Source organism: Salinirubellus salinus, from assembly GCF_025231485.1.
Classification (GTDB): Archaea; Halobacteriota; Halobacteria; order Halobacteriales; family Haloarculaceae; genus Salinirubellus; species Salinirubellus salinus.
The window spans coordinates 2925202-2942794 of record NZ_CP104003.1; the positions used below are offsets into that span (position 1 = coordinate 2925202).

The window sequence follows — 17593 nt, forward strand, 5'->3', positions numbered from 1 at the left end:
GCGACCCACCCTCATGACCGATGTGCGACAGGTCTCGACCGGTCGGTCGACGGGCCGCACTCGCCGGTATCGCCGGCGGCGCCACCGTGCTCTCGGGAGGGTGTCTCCAGCGGCTCCGGAGCGTCGCCGGCTGGCGCTCACCCGAGCAGGTCCGCCTCCGCATCGAGACCCTCCCGGCCGACGCCGACCCGTACGCGCTCGAGCTCGCGCGGACCGTCGCGGAGTGGTTCCGCACCGCCGGGCTCGACGCGCAGGTCCTCCCGATGTCCGAGCAGGAACTCTCCCGGCAGACGCTGTTGCGCGGCGCGTTCGACCTGTTCGTCACCCGCCTCCCCGCGTGGGTCCGGGACCCCGACGGGCTCTACCCGCTGTTGCACTCGCAGTACGCCGACGCCCCCGGCTGGCAGAACCCGTTCGGTTACGCCGACCTCGAGGTGGACGACCTGCTCGAAGCCCAGCGCCGGGTCGCGGGCGGGCGTCGATACGACACCCTCGACCAGCTCCAGCGCCGTCTCGCCCGGAGCCAGCCGTTCACCGTCCTCGGGTTCGCCGACGACGTGCGGGCGGCCGACCGGCACCGTGCCGACTGGGGGGCGGCCGACCTCGACACGGCGCAGGGGTACCTCTCGCTCCCGATCGCGGACGTGGCACCGTCGGTCGGGGGAGCCGAGGGTGTCGGAAGGCGAGGCGACGGGAGGCGAGGCGACGACGGCGAACCCACCACCCTCCGACTGGCCTCCACCGACCACCGCGCGACGACGAACCTGAACCCGCTCTCCGTGGAGTTCCGGCGGAACGGCGTGCTCACGGGGCTGCTCTACGACTCGCTTGGCCGCGAGGCCGACGGTCGCCTCCAGCCGTGGCTGGCCGAGCGCTGGGAGTTCCCCCGGACCGACCCGGCGGTCGCCGAGGTCCACCTCCGAGAGGACGCCGAGTGGCACGACGGCGTCGCACTCACCGCCGAGGACGTGGCGTTCACCTACGACCTGCTCGCGGACACGTCGCTTGGGGGGACGGTCCCCGACGGCACCGAGACGACGACGCAGGCGAGTGCGCCGGTCCCCGCCCCACGGTTCCGCGGCCGAAGCGGGCTGGTGGAGACGGTCACCGCGCTCGACAGCGCCACCGTCGAGTTCCGGTTCGGCGGCGTCCACCCCACGGTCGCCGTCCGCGCGTTCACCGTCCCGGTGCTCCCGGCACACGTCTGGCGCGAGCGGACCGGCCCCGCCACCTTCGGCGGCATCGACGTCGGCCCGGTGACCGACGCACTCGTCACGAATAACATCCCGCCGGTGGGGAGCGGTCCGCTCCGGTTCGTCCGGAACACGCCCCGCGAGTCGCTCGTCCTCGAGCGGTTCGACGGCCACTTCTCGGTCGGAGCACTCGACCTCGGCGGCCCCGCGTTCGACCGCCTCGTGGTCCTGATCGCCGGCTCCGACGTGAGCTGTGTCGAGCGCGTCGCGAGCGGCGACGCCGACGTGACCGCGACCCCCGTCGGGGCGGAGACGGTCCCCCGTATCGGCCGGAGAGCCGGGCTGGAACTGCTCGTCGAGCGGTCGGCCACGCCGTACGTGCTCGGGTACAACGTCCGGCGTCCCCACCTCAACAACCCGCGATTCCGGAACACGCTGGCCGGCCTCGTCGACGGTACTCACCTCGTCGAGACGGTGTTCGACGGCTACGGCCACCCCGCGGTCGGCCCGCTCTGGGACACCCGGTGGTACCCGGCGGCACTGGAGTGGGACGACGGGAACCCGGTCACCCCGTTCCTCGGACGCAGGGGCGACCTCGACGAGGAACGGGTCCGCGAGGCGTTCCGCGAGGCCGGCTACCGTTACGACGACGGCCGACTCGTCGGGGGGCGGACGTGACGCTGCTCGCGCTCCTCGCACAGGTGGTCGGCGTCGTCCTCGCGCTCCACGTGGTCTCGCTCGCCGTCGTCGGCGTCGGCGAGCCACGCGCCGCGCTCGGGGCCGCCCGCCGGACCGCACGCCGGGTCGCCCCGGCCGGTGCGGTGCTCGCCGGGGTGCTCCTCGTCAACGGTGTCGTCCGCGACGCGGGCGTCGAACTCTCGTGGCTCGTCGGGGTGAACGTCACGGCGCGCATCCACGCCCTCGAGGGGGGACTGGTCGCCGACCTCCAGTCGTTCGCCGGCCCCCCGCTGACGGCGTACTTCGGGTTCGTCTACGTGTTCGGCTACGTCTTCTTGCTCACGTTCCCGCTCGTGCTCTACGCGCTCCGCGGGGCGCCCCGGCCGCTGTACGCGACGCTCGTCGCCTACGGCCTGAACTACGGCGTCGGCCTGGTCTGTTACGTCCTGTTCGTCGCCTACGGCCCGCGGAACTTCATGCCCGAACTCGTCGACTCGCTGCTCTACACGAGCTGGCCGGGCGTCCAGCGCCTGACCAGCGCCGTCAACGTCAACACGAACGTGTTCCCGTCGCTCCACGCCTCGCTGTCGGTGACGGCGGCGGTGCTGGCCTACCGCTTCCGGGCCGTCGCCCCCCGCTGGACGCCCATCGCCGCCTCGCTCGCGCTCTCGGTCGCCGTCGCCACGATGTACCTCGGCATCCACTGGCTGACCGACGTGCTCGGTGGGCTGGTGCTGGCCGGCGCCTGCGTCCACGTCGCGCTCGGCCTCTCGGCCGACGTCGGCGACGACCGGGGCGAGTGTCCCGAGCGCGCCGAGTGCGGCGAACGCGGGGAGCGCAGCGAGCGAACCGCCTGACCGGCGTGGGTCGGCGGTCGGCACCCGGCGGCGGGCAGTGGCGCTCGGCACCCCACGGCGGCGGTCGCCCCTCGTCGGGGGCCTCGCGGTCACCCCTCGTCGACGTCGAGCACCAGCGCGTCGCCGTCCCGCTCGAACGTCGTCCCGAACGGGGCCGACCGTTCGCGCAGCCGCTCGCGGGACCACGCGGCCACGTCGGGGGGCGCCCGGTGGACCGCACAGTCGCTGATCTCCGTCGGCTCCAGTCGGAGTCGGGTGGGCCGCCCCTCCTCGGTCACGGTCAGGTCGAACAGGAAGCTCCGGTCGTTGCGGAGGCGCCCGTCGACGGCGTAGTCGTCGACGAAGTCGCCGGTGTCGTAGAGCACCGGCCGTCCACGGTACACCTCGACGCCGTGGAAGACGTGGGCGCTGTGGCCGTGGACCACGTCGACCCCGGCGTCGACCAGCCAGCGCGCGAACCGCCGGAACCGGCCCGGCGGCGCCACGGTCATGTTCGGCCCCCAGTGCAGCGACGCGACGAGCAGGTCGGGGTCGTGTGCCCGCGCCCGGTGGAGACACTCGCGGACGGTCGCCCGCGTCGCCGGGTCTTCGACGTCGATGTCGACGTACGCGGTCCCCGGCCGGTCGGCCGTGGCGGCGTACTCGACGGTGTTGTCGGTGAGCGAGACGACCGCCACGGTCAGCGGCCCGACGGGGACGACGGCGGGGTCGAGCGCCGCCGACCGGTCCGGCCCGGCCCCGCTGTTGGCGATGCCGGCCGAATCGAGCGCCGCGAGCGTGTCGGCCAGCGCCTCGGTCTCGAAGTCGAGGACGTGGTTGTTCGCGAGCGCGCAGCAGTCGACGCCCGCCCGCTCCAGCGCCGGGACCGCCCAGTCCGGGTCGGCCCGGAAGTGGAACGCTCGCGCCGTGCGTCGCCACGGCTCGCCGCGGGTCGACAGACAGCACTCGAGGTTGACGAGCAGTCCGTCGAACCCCCGGAGCCGGTCGAGGCGGTCACCCTAGACGGCCGTCACGGGACGCCGCCGCTGGCGCTCGTCGACGACCCGGCCGAGCATCACGTCGCCGGTGAGTCCGACGTGGAACGGCATGGCGTGCCGTCGGCAGACGACGGACGGACAAAACGTCGCGGTCGGCGAGCGACCGGTTCGGTCTCGCCGACTCGAAGGGCAGGACAGGACAGGAGGGGGCGGCGCACCCGGAGTCGGTAGAGCCACGTACCCCGCTCCGCAACCCACCCCCATGTACGTCGGCCGCTTCGTCGTCGTCGGACCCGGTATCGCCGCCTACCGCGTCTCCTCGCGCTCGTTCCCCGACCGCCGCGTCGTTGATCGCGACGGCACCCTCACCGTCGGTCCCACCGCGGACGCTCCGGAGACGGACAACCCCTACGTCTCGTACAACTGCCTGCGCCCGGCCGAGCGGGCCGGCGAGGACCTCGTCGTCGTCGGCAACGGGTCGCACGTCGACCCCGTCACGGAGAAGTTGGAGCTGGGCTACCCGCCCCGCGACGCGCTGGCGCTCTCGCTGCTCGCGCTCGACTTCGAGAAGGACGACTACGACACCCCCCGCGTGGCGGGCGTCGTGAGCGAGGACGAGGCGTTCGTCGCCACCGTCCGCCGGGACGCCCTCGTCGTGGAGGCCGTCGAGGAGCCCACGCTCGTCGCCACCTACGAGACGGACTCCCCGGAGCCGTTCGACCTCGGGGCCGAGACGGCGAGCGAGGCGGCCCGCGAACTCTACGACCTCGACCTCGAACACCCGGTCTGTGCGGCCGCCGCCACGGTCGGCGAGGCGGGCGTCGAGACGGCGTTCCACAACGGCTAGACGCCCGTCGCTGGACCCGCCCAGACACCTAGCCTAACGTGAGTGTCATCTTCGTGGAGACGAACTGAAGGGGTTCGGGAGACGGTCACACACCGGGGCGGAGAGCTAAACGGGTGGCCCCCCTCTCCCCGCCATGCGCGTCGCCGTCGTCTCCGACCTCCACAGTAACCGTCCGGCGCTCGAGGCCGTCCTCGAGGACTGTCCCCCGGTCGACGGGTGGCTCTGCGCCGGGGACGTGGTCGGCTACGGCCCCCACCCCGGATTCTGCGTGGACGTGATGCGCGAGCGGGCGGTGCCGACGGTGCTCGGGAACCACGACCGGGCGGTGGTGACGGACACCGGCTTCTCGTTCAACTCCAGCGCCGGCGACGGCGTGGTCTACGCTCGGCGCGAACTGACCGACGACCAGCGAGCGTGGTTGGCGGGGTTGTCGACGACGCTCGCCGCGTTCGACGGCCGGGTCGCGGTGGTCCACGGCCACCCGGACGACCCGGACCGCTACGTCTACCCGGCGCTGTTCTCCGGCGAGGACATCGAGGCGGCCCGCCGGGAGGTGTCCGGTGCCGAGGGGTGTGACGTGCTCGTCTGTGGCCACACCCACGTCCAGGGCCACGAGCGGTTCGACGAGGGGCTCGTGCTGAACCCCGGGAGCGTCGGCCAGCCGCGCGACGGCGACCCGCGGGCGGCCTACGCGATTCTGGATCTCGACAGCCTGACCGTCGAGGAACGCCGGGTCGAGTACGACGTGGAGGCGATGGTCGACGCGGTTCGGGCGGCGGGCCTGCCGGAGGGGTCGGGGACCCGGTTGCGGAAGGGCCGGTGAGACGGTCGCAGAAGAGCCGACGACGGCGGTCGCGGGGGGGGCACGAGCGTGCGACCGGCGAGGCCCCCGCGTTCAGCGGTCGCGGCCCCTCGTGTCGAGCATGGAGTAGAGATTTATCCTCGTTCGATGTCGAGTACTCGTATGGCAGTCCTCGTGGCCTACGACGGGTCCGACCCGGCACAGAAAGCGGTGAAGCGCGCGGTCAGAGCCGTGCGCGAGTGTGGAGACGAGGAGATCGTCCTCCTTCGCGTCATCGAAGCCGCCGACGGGATGCTCGAAGCCGGCTTCGACATCGTCCAAGACCGGCTCCGGGAGGCACAGGCGGAGAAGCGCAGCGAGCTGTCCGACGACATCAGGACGCTCCTCGAGGCCGAGGATATCGAGTTCCGTATCGAGACGGTGGCCGGAAAGCCCTCCAGGGAGATCGTCGCGTTCGCGGAGGAACACGACGTCTCCGAGATCGTCGTCGGGAGCCACGGTCGAGAGGGCGTCTCCCGGGTGTTACTGGGGAACGTCGCCGAGAACGTCGTTCGTCGGGCGCCGACCACGGTCATCGTCGTTCGCTGACGACAGGCTGGTCCGGAGGTCCAGCGGATGGTGCCGAACCCGCTGTGCGTGTGGCGTGATCCGACTGCTGCGCGCTCGGTCCCCTGCCACGGTCGAGATCGACCGCGACTCTCAGGCGGGGACCGACCGCAGCCGGGCGCTGAAGTGGCGTAACTCCGGCATCGGTGGCTCCGTGACGACCTCGAGGCCCTCGTACTCGCCCGCCCGGTCCGCAACGGCGGCGACGCCGTCGGCGACGTGGTCGAGGTGTTCGCGGGTGTAGGTCCGCCGCGGGAGCGCGAGGCGGACGAGTTGCGGCCGGCCCGCGCCTGGGAACGCGAACTCGCCGAGTTCCACCGCGCGGACCCCGCTCTCGCGGTAGAGTTCGCAGACGAACCGCTGGGCCGGGAACCGCTCGGCCGGGATGTCGGTGAGGACGGCGCCGGCGTCGAGGTAGACGGCGTGGCCACCCGTCGGCTGGAAGACAGGCAGGTCGGCGTCCGCGAGCAGGTCGCCGAGGTACGCGACCTGTCCGACCCGGTCTGCGACGTAGGGAGGTTCGACCGCCTCCCGGAGACCGACGGCCATCGCCGCGAGGTCGCGCCCCGCCATCCCGCCGTAGGTGGGGAACCCCTCGTAGAGCGTGGTCCGGGCCTTCACGCGGTCGGCGAGCGACTCCTCGCGGCACGCGACGAACCCACCGATGTTGACGAGGCCGTCCTTCTTCCCCGAGACGACGACGGCGTCGGCGTCGTCGAACTGGGCGCGGGCGATCTCCGCGAGCGGACGGTCGTGCTGGCCGGCCTCTCGTTCCCGGCTCGCGGTTTCACCGCTCGCTCGTTCCGAGGCCTCGCTCCGCTCGGCCTCGTGGATGAAGTAGGCGTTCTCCGCGAACCGGCAGGCGTCGAGCACGAACAGGGCGTCGATATCACGGGCGAACTGGGCCGTCTCGCGGAGGTTCTCGAGGCTCACCGGCTGGCCGGCAGCGGAGTTGTTCGTGATGGTCGAGACGACGACGGTGACGCGGTCAGCCCCCACCTCGTCGACGACGTCCCAGGCCTTCTCGATGGAGAAGTTCCCGAGGAACTCGCCCTCGCTGTCGTGGTCCCACGCCCCCTCGACGGGACAGTCGACGGCCTCCGCCCCTTGGTTGGCGACGTGGGCACGGGTGGTGTCGAAGTGCGTGTTGTTGAGGACCACGTCGCCCTCGGAGAGGAGGGTGCCGTAGAGCGCGTTCTCGGCCCCGCGGCCCTGGTGGGCCGGGATGGTGTGTGGCAGGCCGGTCACGTCCTCGACGGCCTCGCGGAGGTCGTGGAAGGAGCGGGACCCGGCGTAGGCCTCGTCGCCCTCGAACATCGCGGCCCACTGAGCCGTGCTCATCGTGCCGGTGCCAGAATCCGTGAGGAGGTCGACGAAGACGTCCTCGCTGTCGAGGTTGAACACGTTGTGGCCGGCGCGCTCGAGCGCGGCCGAGCGGTCCGCACGGCTGGGGAGGTGGATGGGTTCGACCATCCGGACCCGATAGTGAAGCATGCGTGAGGGTCGACGGGAGCCGTGAAGCCGTTTTCCGGACGTTCGCGGGCGTCGACGGTGGAGAACGGGGCGAGAGGCGACGGGTCGGTCCGTCGGTGTGCAGGTCTGGTGGGCGACGAATCGTCGCGACCGTTCAGGAGGCGAACTCCTCCTGGATGATACGCAGCGTCTCCTCGCGGTCCGCCCAGTGGACGAAGACGGCGACGCTGGTCGCCGAGGTGATGACGTCCAGCAGCGTGATGTTCGCGTCCGCGAGCGGGTCGATAATCTGTCGGAGGATCCCCGGCTGGTTCGGGAGTTCACCACCCGTCACCCGGACGACGGCGATGTCGTCCTCGACCGTCACGGAGGAGAGCGCGTCGCTCCCGACGACCGTCTCGTGGAGCGCGGCCTCGGTCTCCTCGGCGCGGTCCTGGTCCACGTAGTAGGTGACCGAGTCCAGCCCGGACGCGACGGCGTCGACGTTGATGTCGGCCTCGGCCATCGCCTTCGAGAGCTCCTCGAGGATGCCCGGCGTGTTCCGGATGGCGCGCCCGGCGACGGTGAGACAGGCCAGTTTCCCCTCGCGGAGGTCGATGAGGTTCTCGAACTGCCCCTCGATGCTCGTCCCGCCGGTGAGCAGGTCGCCGTGCTGGTAGTGGACGACGCGGACGTCGAGGTCCGCCGTCTTGTAAGAGAGCGCGGAGGGCGCGACGACCTCGGCCCCGCGGAACGAGAGGTTCCGGAGTTCGTCGACCGTGATCTTCCCGACGTTGCGCGCCCCCTCGACGACCCGTGGGTCGCCGGTCATCACGCCCTCCACGTCGGTGACGATGACGACCTCGTCGGCGTCGAGGTACTTCCCGAGCATCACCGCGCTGGTGTCGGAGCCGCCGCGCCCGAGCGTGGTGATGTTGCCGTCGTGGTCCTGCGCGAGGAACCCGGTGACGACCGGGACGACGCCCTCGGCGGCCATCCGCGCGGCGAGTCGCTTGCCACGCTCGGCGGTCGCCTCCACGTCCACCTCCCCCTGCGGGTCGGTGATGACCGGCCAGTGCTCGGAGCCGGGTTCGAGGAACTCCGCGTTCACCCCGCGCGAGGTGAGCGCGGCCTTCAGCATCCGCACCGAGGTCCGCTCGCCCATCGAAACGATCTCGGCCTCCTCACGCTCGTCCGCCTCGAACGTGATGGCGTCGAGCAGGAAGTCGGTCGTGCTGCCCATCGCGCTGGCGACGACGGCCACCTCGTGGCCGGCCTCGACCGCCGCCGCGACGGAGTCCGCCGCGCGATTGACCCGGTCCCCGTTGCCGAGGGAGGTCCCCCCGAACTTGGCGACTACACGCATCGAACCACCGCCACCTGTCGACACACCGTCATCTGTCGACACACCGTGTTCCTGACGTGCTGCTGGCTCATGGCGCGCAGTACCCTTGGGGCCGGGTTAACCCTGTCCCTCTTGCGAACGCTTGCCGTCGGACACCTGGCACGAGCGGGAAGCGGGGTGGTACCCACTCAGGCTTCGTCGCGACCCGAGGCCGTCGTGTCCGCCGCCTCCGCCGGGCGGGCGTCCTCGTTTGGGTCATCCGCGTCGGCGGGAGAGTCGGTCCCGTCGCCGTTGGTCGCCGGGTCGGCCGTCGCGGCGTCGGCGTCGGTGTCTGCCGTCTCTCCCTCCTCGTCCGGGTCGCCGTCTCCGTCCTCGCCCTCCTCGGCGTCGGCCGCGGCTTCCGCCTCCCGGCGCTTGCGCGTCTTCTCCTGCTCCTCCTCGGGGTCGAACAGCACCATCCCCGTCCCGGAGGTGTACTCGTAGGCGTGCCACTCGGGGATGACGAGGACGCCGTTCAGTTTCCGGATGCGCGCCTGCTTGATGAGCGTGTCCGCGATGATCTCCTGGTTCAGGCGCATCTCGACGATACCGTCGACGACGTACTCCAGGTCGTGGGGGAACTCGTCGCGGGCACCCGAGAGGGTGGCGCCGGCGAAGATGGGGACGAACCGCCCCTTGCAGACGTCGGCACGGAGGTCCTTCACGAAGTTGTACGCCCGGACCGGCTGGACGAGCGTGCCGAGTTCCGTCAGGGAGTCCACGAGGACCAGCCCGTCGTCGACCATGTCGCGCGCTCGCATCGCGTTGTCCACCTTGTTGTGGAGTTCCCCGAGGTCCGAGGGGTCACGGACGGTGGTGGTGGCGTCCCGGGCCACGTCGTAGAGGTGCTTGTTCCACTCGTCCATCCGGTCGAACATCCGGTCCCGGTCGCTCAACCGGTAGGTGAACGCGTCGACGATGTGGAGTTGCCCCCGTTCGAGGTAGGGGAGGACGTTCCACTCGAGCGTGAGGAACTGCTGGACGACGCTTCCCGGTGGCTCCTGCAGGGAGACGATGACGACCGGCTCGCCGCGCTGGAGTGTCCGCCAGACCAGTTCGGCCTGCACCGCCCGGTCCCGGGTGCCGGCCTCGCCGGACATCAGCACGAACGCGTTGCGCGGGAACCCCTGCGGGAGCGAGGCGTCGAACGCCGAGACCCCGGGTCGGACCCGGCGGTGGCCGTGGTACTCCGTGAAGGCGAACTCGGCGTCCGCGAGAGCGTCCCGACACGCCTCGGAGCAGAAGACGTACTCGTCGGTGTCGGTGTCGCCGTCCCCGTCGACGACGGCCGCCGCCGCGCGGACCGGGTCGGTGGGGATGGGCATCCGACAGAAGTCACAGTACGCCGGCGGGTCCTCGGGGGGGTCGTCCGCCGAGCCGTCGGCGAGGTCCTCACTCATCGGCTACGCTACGGGGCGGACACGCCTACAAGTTGTGGTTCTCGGGCGCGAGCGGGCCAGAGAGCCTCGAATCGGCCGACAGCGCCCGAATTCATCGTCGCCTGACACTCATCTATCTGGAGTCGAAACCACGGGGGTCGTGGGCGTCCCGGCACGAGGATTTACGCCCGTCCGGGACCCACCCGAGGTATGGACGTTCGGGACGCAGTCGAGGCCGACGCAGAGCGACTCGCCGAGCTCACGGGAGCCCCGACGGACGTGATGCGCAACCTCGTCCACGACCGGACCGTCCGCGTGGCCGTCGAGCGCGAGGGCGACAGTGCGGCCGACAGCGGCGGTGAGGACGGTGGAGCGGCCGACGAGAACGAGCCGGGTGAGAGGGCGCCCGGCGAGGAACGCGTCGTCGGGTTCGTCTCGTTCGACGCACAACGGAAGACCGTCCACGTCACGCAGATGGAGGGACCGGAGGCCGCGACCCGGCGACTGCTGGAGGAGCCGCGACGGTTCGCCGCCAACGAGGGCATGAGCGTGGAGTTGCTCGTCGCCGCCGACGAGGAGAGCCACCGCTCGGTGGCGGAAGCGGTCGGGTTCGCAGAGGAAGGACCCGGGCCGCGGTTCGACGGGACCGCGACGGTCAGGTACCGGCTGGACCCGTAAGTCTCGGAGGGAACGCGTGTAGACGTCGAAGTCGGGGCGAGAGAGGAGAGGGGAGGAGAGGGGAAGGTGAGACAGCGGAAGCCGGCCCGGGGCTTCCGAGTCCGGACTGCCGGCTCGGAATCACCGAGTCCGGACTGCCGATTCGGGACTGCCGGCTCTGGACTGCCGACTCAGGACTGCTGGGAGCCCGGCCGGTCACCCAGCCAGTTCTCCGGGACCTGGATGACGTAGCGGCCGTTCTCCTGGAGCGCGATGATGTACTCCTCGCGGTTGTACAGCTCCATCAGGTTCAGCTCGTACTCGCCGGGCTCGACGATCTTGATGGACTCGAACTGGTCGTTGAGCTGTTCGCGGAGCTCCTCGATGTCCGGCTGCTCGCCCGTCGGCTCGCTGACGACGCGTCCCTCGCCGCTGGGCGGCCCGTCGGCGCCGGCGGAGGGAGCGTCCGTGAGAGTGTCCCCCGCGCCAGACGGTGCCACACTTCCACCGGAAGCGGAGGGGTTCGCACCCCCGGACGGCGACTCGGCCTCGGCTGCGGCGGCACCGTCAGCCACCTCGTCGGGGCTTGCGATCTCGCCGCGGGCGCTCGACTGCGCCCGGTCTTCGGCGGCCTCGCGACGCGCGTCGGCGTCGATGATCTCCGAGTCGTGGTCGTCCTCGACTGCGGGACCCGCCCCGGCGTCGGCGCTCGTGGCGTCGTCGCCGGCGTCGGGCCACGGGGCCTCAGGATCGGGGGCGCTGGCCTCGGTCTCAGTCCCGGTCCCAGTGCCAGTGCCAGTGCCAGTCCCAGCGTCGGTGGCCGCGGCCCCGGACTCGGCTCCGGATGCGGCTCCGGACGCGGCGCTCTCGGACTGGGTCCGTGATTGTTCCTCTGCCGACCCGCTACCGACGAAGTCGCGGACCTTCGTGGCGGCCCGGCCGACGCGGTTGGTCGCGGCGCCGCCCTCCGGTTCCGGTGGCTCCTCGCTCGGTGGCTCGTCCGGGACGTCCGTGCCGGCGGGGTGGAACTGGAACGTGTTTCCGCCGCACTCCGGACAGCCCGAGAGCATCTCCTTGGAGCCGTCGGCGAACGTGTGCCCGCACGTGGTACACTGGTGTGGCATTCGTTGGTAGGGTGGGGTGCGCGCCGGGCTACCTCACTTGCGCGTGACGAGCGTGCTGATGAAGTTCTCGTCCTTGTGGAGCGTCTTGATGCGGTTCGCCGGGCCGATGACGGTCAGTTTCGAGTCGTCCTTCTTCCCCATGATGCGCCCGAGGAAGCCGGAGTCGCTCCCGCCGCTCGGGTAGGTCTCGATCTCGATGCCGGTGAACCCGTCTGGGCTGATCTCGGACATCGTGACCTCGATGAGCTTCGACTCCTCGTCGGGCGTGAGCCCGCTCTCGAGGATGACGATGTTGTCGTCGTGCACCCCGTCGAGGATGAGCCGTATCTTCTCCATCGTCCGGAGGTTCTCCATCCGTTCGGCGCTGATGAGGTCGATCTGGACCCCGTCCCCGTCGTCACCACCGTCGTCGGCTTTGAGTTCTGCCATCTCTATCTCACCCGAAGTACTCCGCGATCTTCTCGTAGACCTCGTCCATGTTGTCACCCTCCAGCGCGGAGAGCGGGATGGTCTCGTGTTGGGGGAACGCGTTGCGGATGCGCGTCACCGACGAGTCGTCGAGGTCGGTCTTGTTCGCGAGGATGAGGACCGGCAGGTCCTGGCTCTCGATGATGCCGATGAGCATCGTGTTCACCTGCGTGAACGGGTCGGTCGTGCTGTCGAGCACGTAGATGACGCCGTCGACGTCCTCCCGGAGCCAGTGCATGGCCTCGGCGACGCCCTCGGTCGCTTCCCTCGACCGACGGATGGCGTCGTCCTCCTCCATGTCGTGCTCGAGGAACTCCTTGTAGTCGACCTTCGTGGTCACGCCGGGCGTGTCCACGATGTCGATGGTGACGCTCTTGCCGTCACGCTGGATCTCGACGTTCTCCTTGCGCCGGGCACGCCGTGTCTCGTGCGGTACGTGGCTCTCGGGCCCGATGGCGTCGCCGGTCCAGTCCCGTGCGATACGGTTGGCCAGCGTCGTCTTCCCCGCGTTCGGCGGGCCGTAGATACCGATCCGCTTCGGGTCCTGCGCGGAGAACAGACTCCGCGTGACCCGCCTGATACTGTCTCTGAAGTCGGTAAGCAGTCCCATCCTTTCCTGGTCCTCCCGCGGCCCCGTTTCGTGTCGAAATCGGACCCGCTCTGCCCGTACTACCCCAGTCCACTCACTTAAGCCTGCGTCAGACACCTATCACGAACTGGACGGGTACGGGGCCGCTCTCTCGCGTCCGCGGACGGAGCGGGAGTATCGGCGTCGTCGGTCGTACCGGGCTCGTCGCGGGGGAACCGACGGCGAGTGACCGGAACCCGCCCGACGTGAAACGGAGGTCCGACCCGCCAGCGGCGGGAGCGAGAGAGCCGATACCACGGGACGGCGTGGCGACGACGGCCGTCACGGGCGGAGCCGGTTCCACCCGAAGTGGGGGCCGTCAGGGGGTGGTGACCAGTGGCGGGGGGCGAGTGGTCGGTGGCGGGAAGCGACGGGTCGACCAGTCCACGCCCACGAGGGACTGGTGGTCCACAGACCGAGCTCACCTGCCGTCTTCCACGAGGGGGAAGCAGGAGGATGCGTCCGACTGCGGGAGGACGGAGTGGGCGGAGGACGGAGCAGATAGAGGGCGCGGCAGACACTGACGGTCGGCCAGCGAGTGGAGGGACGACGACGAGTGAGCGGACGAGCCGGTGGAGTGGGAGTCGGATGAGTGGGAGTCGGATGAGTGTTAGACGGTGTCGTGACCCGTGGTGACACTCGACTGTCGAGACCCCCCCCCCACCCCTTCGTTTCGAGTGGAGCAGGAAACTGGCGTGAGGACGACGGGCGGGCGCGGCGGTGCCGCTTCGAGCTAGACTAGCTGTAGAACCGTTCTGACCGCTGGAATCGCGACTCTACTAGACTAGAAACAGCAGAACCACCACCAGAAACCCGTCTTCTAGTTCTACGGGTGCCGTTGAACGAACGGGTACTTAGCCGTTCCGCCTCTAGACGCACGGTCGGTCCCCCCACCTCCCTCGTGTCCCCGTTCCACTCGAAACGAAGGGGTGGGGGGGGTCTCCCGACTCGTGCCTCACCTACCACGACTCGTCGTCTCACGAGCCGTGTTATCTCGCCTCGTACACCGCGTCGAGGTCGGGGGTCCACCAGTCCCGAGTCTCCGCCCGACCGGTCGAGGCGAGAACCCGACCCACCGAGGGCGACGAGCGATCGGTGTCGAGGCTGACGTCCAGACGAGAGGGGAGGCCGTCCGACCGTCGCCGACCGTCGCCGACCGTCGCCGACCACCGGGCTGATCGCTGCCCACGCGGCACCGTGGCTCCGCGTCCGCCCGACTACGGAGCGACGGGTGCCCCACCGTAATCCTTAATATCTCTACAACCACGGGTTCTCGTGCATCAACTGGACGCGGAGTCACCCCCCGACCGCCGCTCGTGGCGGGGAGAACCGCTCACAACGCGGTTCTGCGGCCCGGGGGCGACGACTCCAGTCGAAACGGTGGGGTGGACGACCCCGGAGTCGACAGGATGAACGACAGGGACACACACGCGGACGAGGGAGAGTACGAGACCGACGTCGACGAGGACCCCGGTGCCGGTGGGGTCGACGCCAACGGGGCCGACACGAACGGGGCAGATACCGGTGGCGCGAACGGGGCGGACCACGAGAACGGGGCCGGTTCGGACCCGGACTCGGCTCCCGACGCCCACGCGACCCCGGCGGAGTCCACTCCCCCCGAGGACCCCATCGACATCGAGGACCTGCTCCTCGACGACGCGGAGGAGGACCCCGATGGCGCCTCCCGCGGGCTGTTCGACGACCTGCTGGAGGGCGAACCCATCTTCGAGAAGAAGGAGGTCCTCCGCCCGGCCTACACGCCGAACAAGCTCCCCCACCGCGAAGAGCAGATCAACAACATGGCGACCATCCTCGTCACCGCGCTTCGCGGGGACACCCCCTCGAACATCCTCATCTACGGGAAGACCGGGACCGGGAAGACCGCGAGCGCGAAGTTCGTCAGCGAGGAACTCGAATCCACGAGCCAGAAGTACGAGGTCCCCTGCGAGGTCGAGTACATCAACTGCGAGGTGACCGACACCCAGTACCGCGTGCTCGCGCAACTCGCGAACAAGTTCATCGAGAAGAACGAGAACGTCATCGAGGCGAAGCTCGAGGAGGTCCGCGACCTCCACGAGGCGGTCGACGAACGCGGTCCCGCCGCCCTCGAGGACACCGAGTACGACACCCTCGAGGCGCTGACCGACCGCATCGACGAACTGGAGACCGAACTCGCGGAGATGGAACCCGTCCCGATGACGGGGTGGCCGACCGACCGCGTCTACTCCACGTTCTTCGACGCCGTCGACTACCACGAGCGCGTGGTCGTCATCATGCTCGACGAGATCGACAAGCTCGTCGAGAAGTCCGGCGACGACACGCTCTACAACCTCTCGCGGATGAACTCCGAACTCGAGAACTCCCGCGTCTCCATCATCGGCATCTCGAACGACCTGAAGTTCACCGACTTCCTCGACCCCCGTGTCAAGTCCTCGCTCGGCGAGGAGGAGATCGTCTTCCCGCCGTACGACGCCACCCAGCTGCGCGACATCCTCCAGCAGCGCGCCAACGTCGCGTTCAAGCAGGAGACGCTCACCGACGACGTCATCCCGCTCTGTGCCGCGTTCGCCGCGCAGGAACACGGTGACGCCCGCCGCGCCCTCGACCTCCTCCGCACCGCGGGTGAACTCGCCGAGCGCGACCGGACCGACATCGTCAACGAGAAGCACGTCCGCAAGGCCCAGGACAAGATCGAACTCGACCGCGTGGTCGAGGTGGTCCGAACCCTTCCGACCCAGTCGAAACTCGTCCTCTACGCCACCATCCTGCTCGAGAAGAACGGCGTCCACTCCATCAACACCGGCGAGGTATTCAACATCTACAAGCGCCTCTGTGGGGAGGTCGACGCCGACGTCCTCACCCAGCGCCGCGTGACCGACCTCATCTCCGAACTCGACATGCTCGGCATCGTCAACGCCGTCGTCGTCAGCAAGGGGCGCTACGGCCGCACCAAGGAGATCTCCCTGTCGGTCCCCATCGACGAGACCGAGGCCGTCCTCCTCAGCGACTCCCGGCTCGGGGACATTGAGGACGTGCAGCCGTTCGTGCAGGCGCGGTTCGACAACTAGAATCCACTCTTCATTCCTCGGGTGCGTCGTAACCGCATCGCTCGTCGGGAAAACGTGGGGAAAACTGCGTCTCGCCCGCTGCGCTCGCTCGGCGGGTGGGCGTGCTGGACCGTACCGCGACCGCACCGCACTACTCCCCTCGTTTCCCCTCCAGCGCCCCCAACGCAGTCGAATCACCTCCTCCTCGCCGCCCGCTTATCAACGCCCACACCCACGACACCTGTCCACTCATGTACCTCACTCGGTGACCGAACCCCTCCGTTTCACGTCGAGTTTGGCCACAGAGACGGACTTATCCCTCCGTGACACTCCATGGGGTTATGGACCCGGTCGTTCGCTCCGTCCTCGCCGAGGCGCTCGCGAGCGACGTCCGCGCGACCGAACTGGCTCCCACGGGCAACTCCAAGCGGACCGTCTTCGCGACGCTCGCGGACGGCCGCGAGGTGGTCGTCCAGCACGCCACGGGCGACGAGCTGGCAACCGAGACGGCGCTCTGGCGGGCCGTCGACGCCCGCACCGACGTCCCGGTCGCGGACATCCTCGCCGCGGGCGAGACCATCCACCCCGAGACCGGCGCCCGACACTCGTACGTCGTCGGCGAGCGCGTCGACGGCGTCGACCTCCACACCGCGTTCACCGAACTCGCTCCACCCGACCGGGACGCCGTCGCCCGCACGCTCGGTCGCTCGCTGGGCGAACTCCACGCGGCGTTCCCGTTCGAGCGCTACGGCGAGGTGGTCGCCACCGGCGCCGGCCTCCGGGTACGCGAGGCGTCCGCCGCCACCACGAGCGACTGGCAGGCGTGGTTCGCCGAATACCTGCAGGCCGGCCTCGCCGGTCTCGGTCCGGAACTGGCCGACCTCGTGCCCGAGGTCCGGGCGGCAGTCGACCTCGAGCGCCTGCCCGAACACCCACCTGCGACCCTCTTCCCGTGGGACCTCCGCCCCGGCAACGCGATACTGGACGAGCGGACGGGCGAGGTGGCCGCCCTCCTCGACTGGGGCGCACCGCTCGCGGCGGACCCGGCGCTCTCGCTGGCGAAGGCCGAGTACCTCGTCGCCGACTGGTACGCCCCCGACGCCCCCGACGCCGCCACCGCCGACCGCGTGCGCGAGGCCTTCCGCGACGGTTACGCCGAACACCGACCCGTCCCCGGCGTCTCCCGTGCCTACCGTCTCGCCGCGGTCGTCCGCTCGGCGTACGACTCCCGTGGCGAGGTGACGCGGCCGGGCTACCCCGAACGCGAGGGCGAGGCGGCGGTGGCGTTCCACCGCCGGCACCTCCGAGCCGCCCTCGGCTCGCCGGCCGACCGGGAGCCGGAGGGTGAAACGACCGTTTGAGCGTCCGCTGCGTTGATGGGGCTCCCGCCCCCAGTTCCGGTCGCCGTCCCCGTTCGACGGCACGCGTCCGGCCGACGCGTGGCCGCGTCCACCCCCACCCCTGCCCGACGCGGCCGGCGTCCCCCCGGTTCGC

14 protein-coding genes and 1 pseudogene are annotated in these 17593 nt (G+C 70.3%); 8 read left to right on the forward strand and 7 right to left on the reverse strand.

The genetic code is table 11. From position 1 onward, the window contains the following. Window positions 1–20 precede the first annotated feature (20 nt). On the forward strand, window positions 21–1871 hold the full coding sequence (locus N0B31_RS15415) for an ABC transporter substrate-binding protein (protein ID WP_260592517.1): 1851 nt from the start codon (window positions 21–23) through the stop codon (window positions 1869–1871). Beyond that, window positions 1868–2728 carry a phosphatase PAP2 family protein gene (locus N0B31_RS15420; protein ID WP_260592518.1) on the forward strand — a complete coding sequence of 287 codons (861 nt, stop codon included), beginning with the start codon at window positions 1868–1870 and terminating at the stop codon, window positions 2726–2728. Before N0B31_RS15415 ends, N0B31_RS15420 begins: the two co-directional genes overlap by 4 nt. Before the next feature lie 89 nt (window positions 2729–2817). On the opposite strand, the pseudogene N0B31_RS15425 reads toward N0B31_RS15420, so the two are convergent. Further along, window positions 2818–3816: pseudogene (locus tag N0B31_RS15425) on the reverse strand (CapA family protein). Window positions 3817–3967: 151 nt separating this feature from the next. On the opposite strand from N0B31_RS15425, the gene N0B31_RS15430 reads away from it, so the two are divergent. The 3 genes from N0B31_RS15430 (at window position 3968) to N0B31_RS15440 (ending at window position 5942) form a co-directional block, all read left to right on the forward strand. Continuing rightward, entirely contained in the window at window positions 3968–4552 is a 585-nt protein-coding gene (locus tag N0B31_RS15430) for an IMP cyclohydrolase (RefSeq protein WP_260592519.1), read from the forward strand. Between the two features lie 133 nt (window positions 4553–4685). After that, entirely contained in the window at window positions 4686–5375 is a 690-nt protein-coding gene (locus N0B31_RS15435) for a metallophosphoesterase family protein (RefSeq protein ID WP_260592520.1), read from the forward strand. Between the two features lie 141 nt (window positions 5376–5516). After that, window positions 5517–5942, forward strand: a complete 426-nt coding sequence (locus tag N0B31_RS15440; protein ID WP_260592521.1) for a universal stress protein — start codon at window positions 5517–5519, stop codon at window positions 5940–5942. A gap of 111 nt (window positions 5943–6053) precedes the next feature. On the opposite strand, the gene N0B31_RS15445 is transcribed toward N0B31_RS15440, so the two are convergent. The 3 genes from N0B31_RS15445 to N0B31_RS15455 form a co-directional block, all read right to left on the reverse strand. Further along, a complete protein-coding gene (locus N0B31_RS15445) occupies window positions 6054–7454 on the reverse strand; it encodes a tryptophanase (RefSeq protein WP_368389190.1) in 1401 nt (466 codons plus the stop codon). Window positions 7455–7587: 133 nt separating this feature from the next. Then, window positions 7588–8778 (reverse strand): aspartate kinase, encoded by a 1191-nt coding sequence (locus N0B31_RS15450; protein ID WP_260592522.1) that lies wholly within the window; start codon window positions 8776–8778, stop codon window positions 7588–7590. Between the two features lie 167 nt (window positions 8779–8945). Further along, entirely contained in the window at window positions 8946–10196 is a 1251-nt protein-coding gene (locus N0B31_RS15455) for an RAD55 family ATPase (RefSeq protein WP_260592523.1), read from the reverse strand. Between the two features lie 189 nt (window positions 10197–10385). Between N0B31_RS15455 and N0B31_RS15460 the strand changes: the two genes are divergently transcribed. Next, window positions 10386–10853: a hypothetical protein gene (locus N0B31_RS15460; protein ID WP_260592524.1), complete on the forward strand. Its 468-nt coding sequence runs from the start codon at window positions 10386–10388 to the stop codon at window positions 10851–10853. A gap of 170 nt (window positions 10854–11023) precedes the next feature. On the opposite strand, the gene N0B31_RS15465 is transcribed toward N0B31_RS15460, so the two are convergent. The 3 genes from N0B31_RS15465 to N0B31_RS15475 are packed head-to-tail and all read right to left on the reverse strand — an operon-like array spanning window position 11024 to window position 13034. Beyond that, window positions 11024–11956 carry an OapC/ArvC family zinc-ribbon domain-containing protein gene (locus N0B31_RS15465; protein WP_260592525.1) on the reverse strand — a complete coding sequence of 311 codons (933 nt, stop codon included), beginning with the start codon at window positions 11954–11956 and terminating at the stop codon, window positions 11024–11026. Between the two features lie 33 nt (window positions 11957–11989). Beyond that, window positions 11990–12385, reverse strand: coding sequence for a DUF2073 domain-containing protein (locus N0B31_RS15470; RefSeq protein ID WP_260592526.1), 396 nt, complete (start codon window positions 12383–12385; stop codon window positions 11990–11992). Window positions 12386–12392: 7 nt separating this feature from the next. Then, entirely contained in the window at window positions 12393–13034 is a 642-nt protein-coding gene (locus N0B31_RS15475) for a GTP-binding protein (RefSeq protein WP_260592527.1), read from the reverse strand. A 1427-nt stretch (window positions 13035–14461) separates the two neighbouring features. On the opposite strand from N0B31_RS15475, the gene N0B31_RS15480 reads away from it, so the two are divergent. Together N0B31_RS15480 and N0B31_RS15485 are read left to right on the forward strand one after the other, a co-directional pair. Beyond that, a complete protein-coding gene (locus N0B31_RS15480; RefSeq protein ID WP_260592528.1) occupies window positions 14462–16120 on the forward strand; it encodes a Cdc6/Cdc18 family protein in 1659 nt (552 codons plus the stop codon). 320 nt (window positions 16121–16440) lie between these two features. Further along, entirely contained in the window at window positions 16441–17460 is a 1020-nt protein-coding gene (locus N0B31_RS15485; protein WP_260592529.1) for a phosphotransferase family protein, read from the forward strand. Window positions 17461–17593 lie beyond the last annotated feature (133 nt).

Excerpts from the sequence above, each read along its gene's own strand:
- N0B31_RS15475 (WP_260592527.1), bottom strand. The coding sequence starts at position 13,034 with ATGGGACTGCTTACCGACTTCAGAGACAGTATCAGGCGGGTCACGCGG.
- N0B31_RS15480 (WP_260592528.1), top strand. The coding sequence starts at position 14,462 with ATGAACGACAGGGACACACACGCGGACGAGGGAGAGTACGAGACCGAC.
- N0B31_RS15435 (WP_260592520.1), top strand. The coding sequence starts at position 4,686 with ATGCGCGTCGCCGTCGTCTCCGACCTCCACAGTAACCGTCCGGCGCTC.
- N0B31_RS15430 (WP_260592519.1), top strand. The coding sequence starts at position 3,968 with ATGTACGTCGGCCGCTTCGTCGTCGTCGGACCCGGTATCGCCGCCTAC.
- N0B31_RS15455 (WP_260592523.1), bottom strand. The coding sequence starts at position 10,196 with ATGAGTGAGGACCTCGCCGACGGCTCGGCGGACGACCCCCCCGAGGAC.
- N0B31_RS15465 (WP_260592525.1), bottom strand. The coding sequence starts at position 11,956 with ATGCCACACCAGTGTACCACGTGCGGGCACACGTTCGCCGACGGCTCC.
- N0B31_RS15440 (WP_260592521.1), top strand. The coding sequence starts at position 5,517 with ATGGCAGTCCTCGTGGCCTACGACGGGTCCGACCCGGCACAGAAAGCG.
- N0B31_RS15445 (WP_368389190.1), bottom strand. The coding sequence starts at position 7,454 with ATGCTTCACTATCGGGTCCGGATGGTCGAACCCATCCACCTCCCCAGC.
- N0B31_RS15485 (WP_260592529.1), top strand. The coding sequence starts at position 16,441 with ATGGACCCGGTCGTTCGCTCCGTCCTCGCCGAGGCGCTCGCGAGCGAC.
- N0B31_RS15415 (WP_260592517.1), top strand. The coding sequence starts at position 21 with ATGTGCGACAGGTCTCGACCGGTCGGTCGACGGGCCGCACTCGCCGGT.
- N0B31_RS15450 (WP_260592522.1), bottom strand. The coding sequence starts at position 8,778 with ATGCGTGTAGTCGCCAAGTTCGGGGGGACCTCCCTCGGCAACGGGGAC.
- N0B31_RS15470 (WP_260592526.1), bottom strand. The coding sequence starts at position 12,385 with ATGGCAGAACTCAAAGCCGACGACGGTGGTGACGACGGGGACGGGGTC.
- N0B31_RS15460 (WP_260592524.1), top strand. The coding sequence starts at position 10,386 with ATGGACGTTCGGGACGCAGTCGAGGCCGACGCAGAGCGACTCGCCGAG.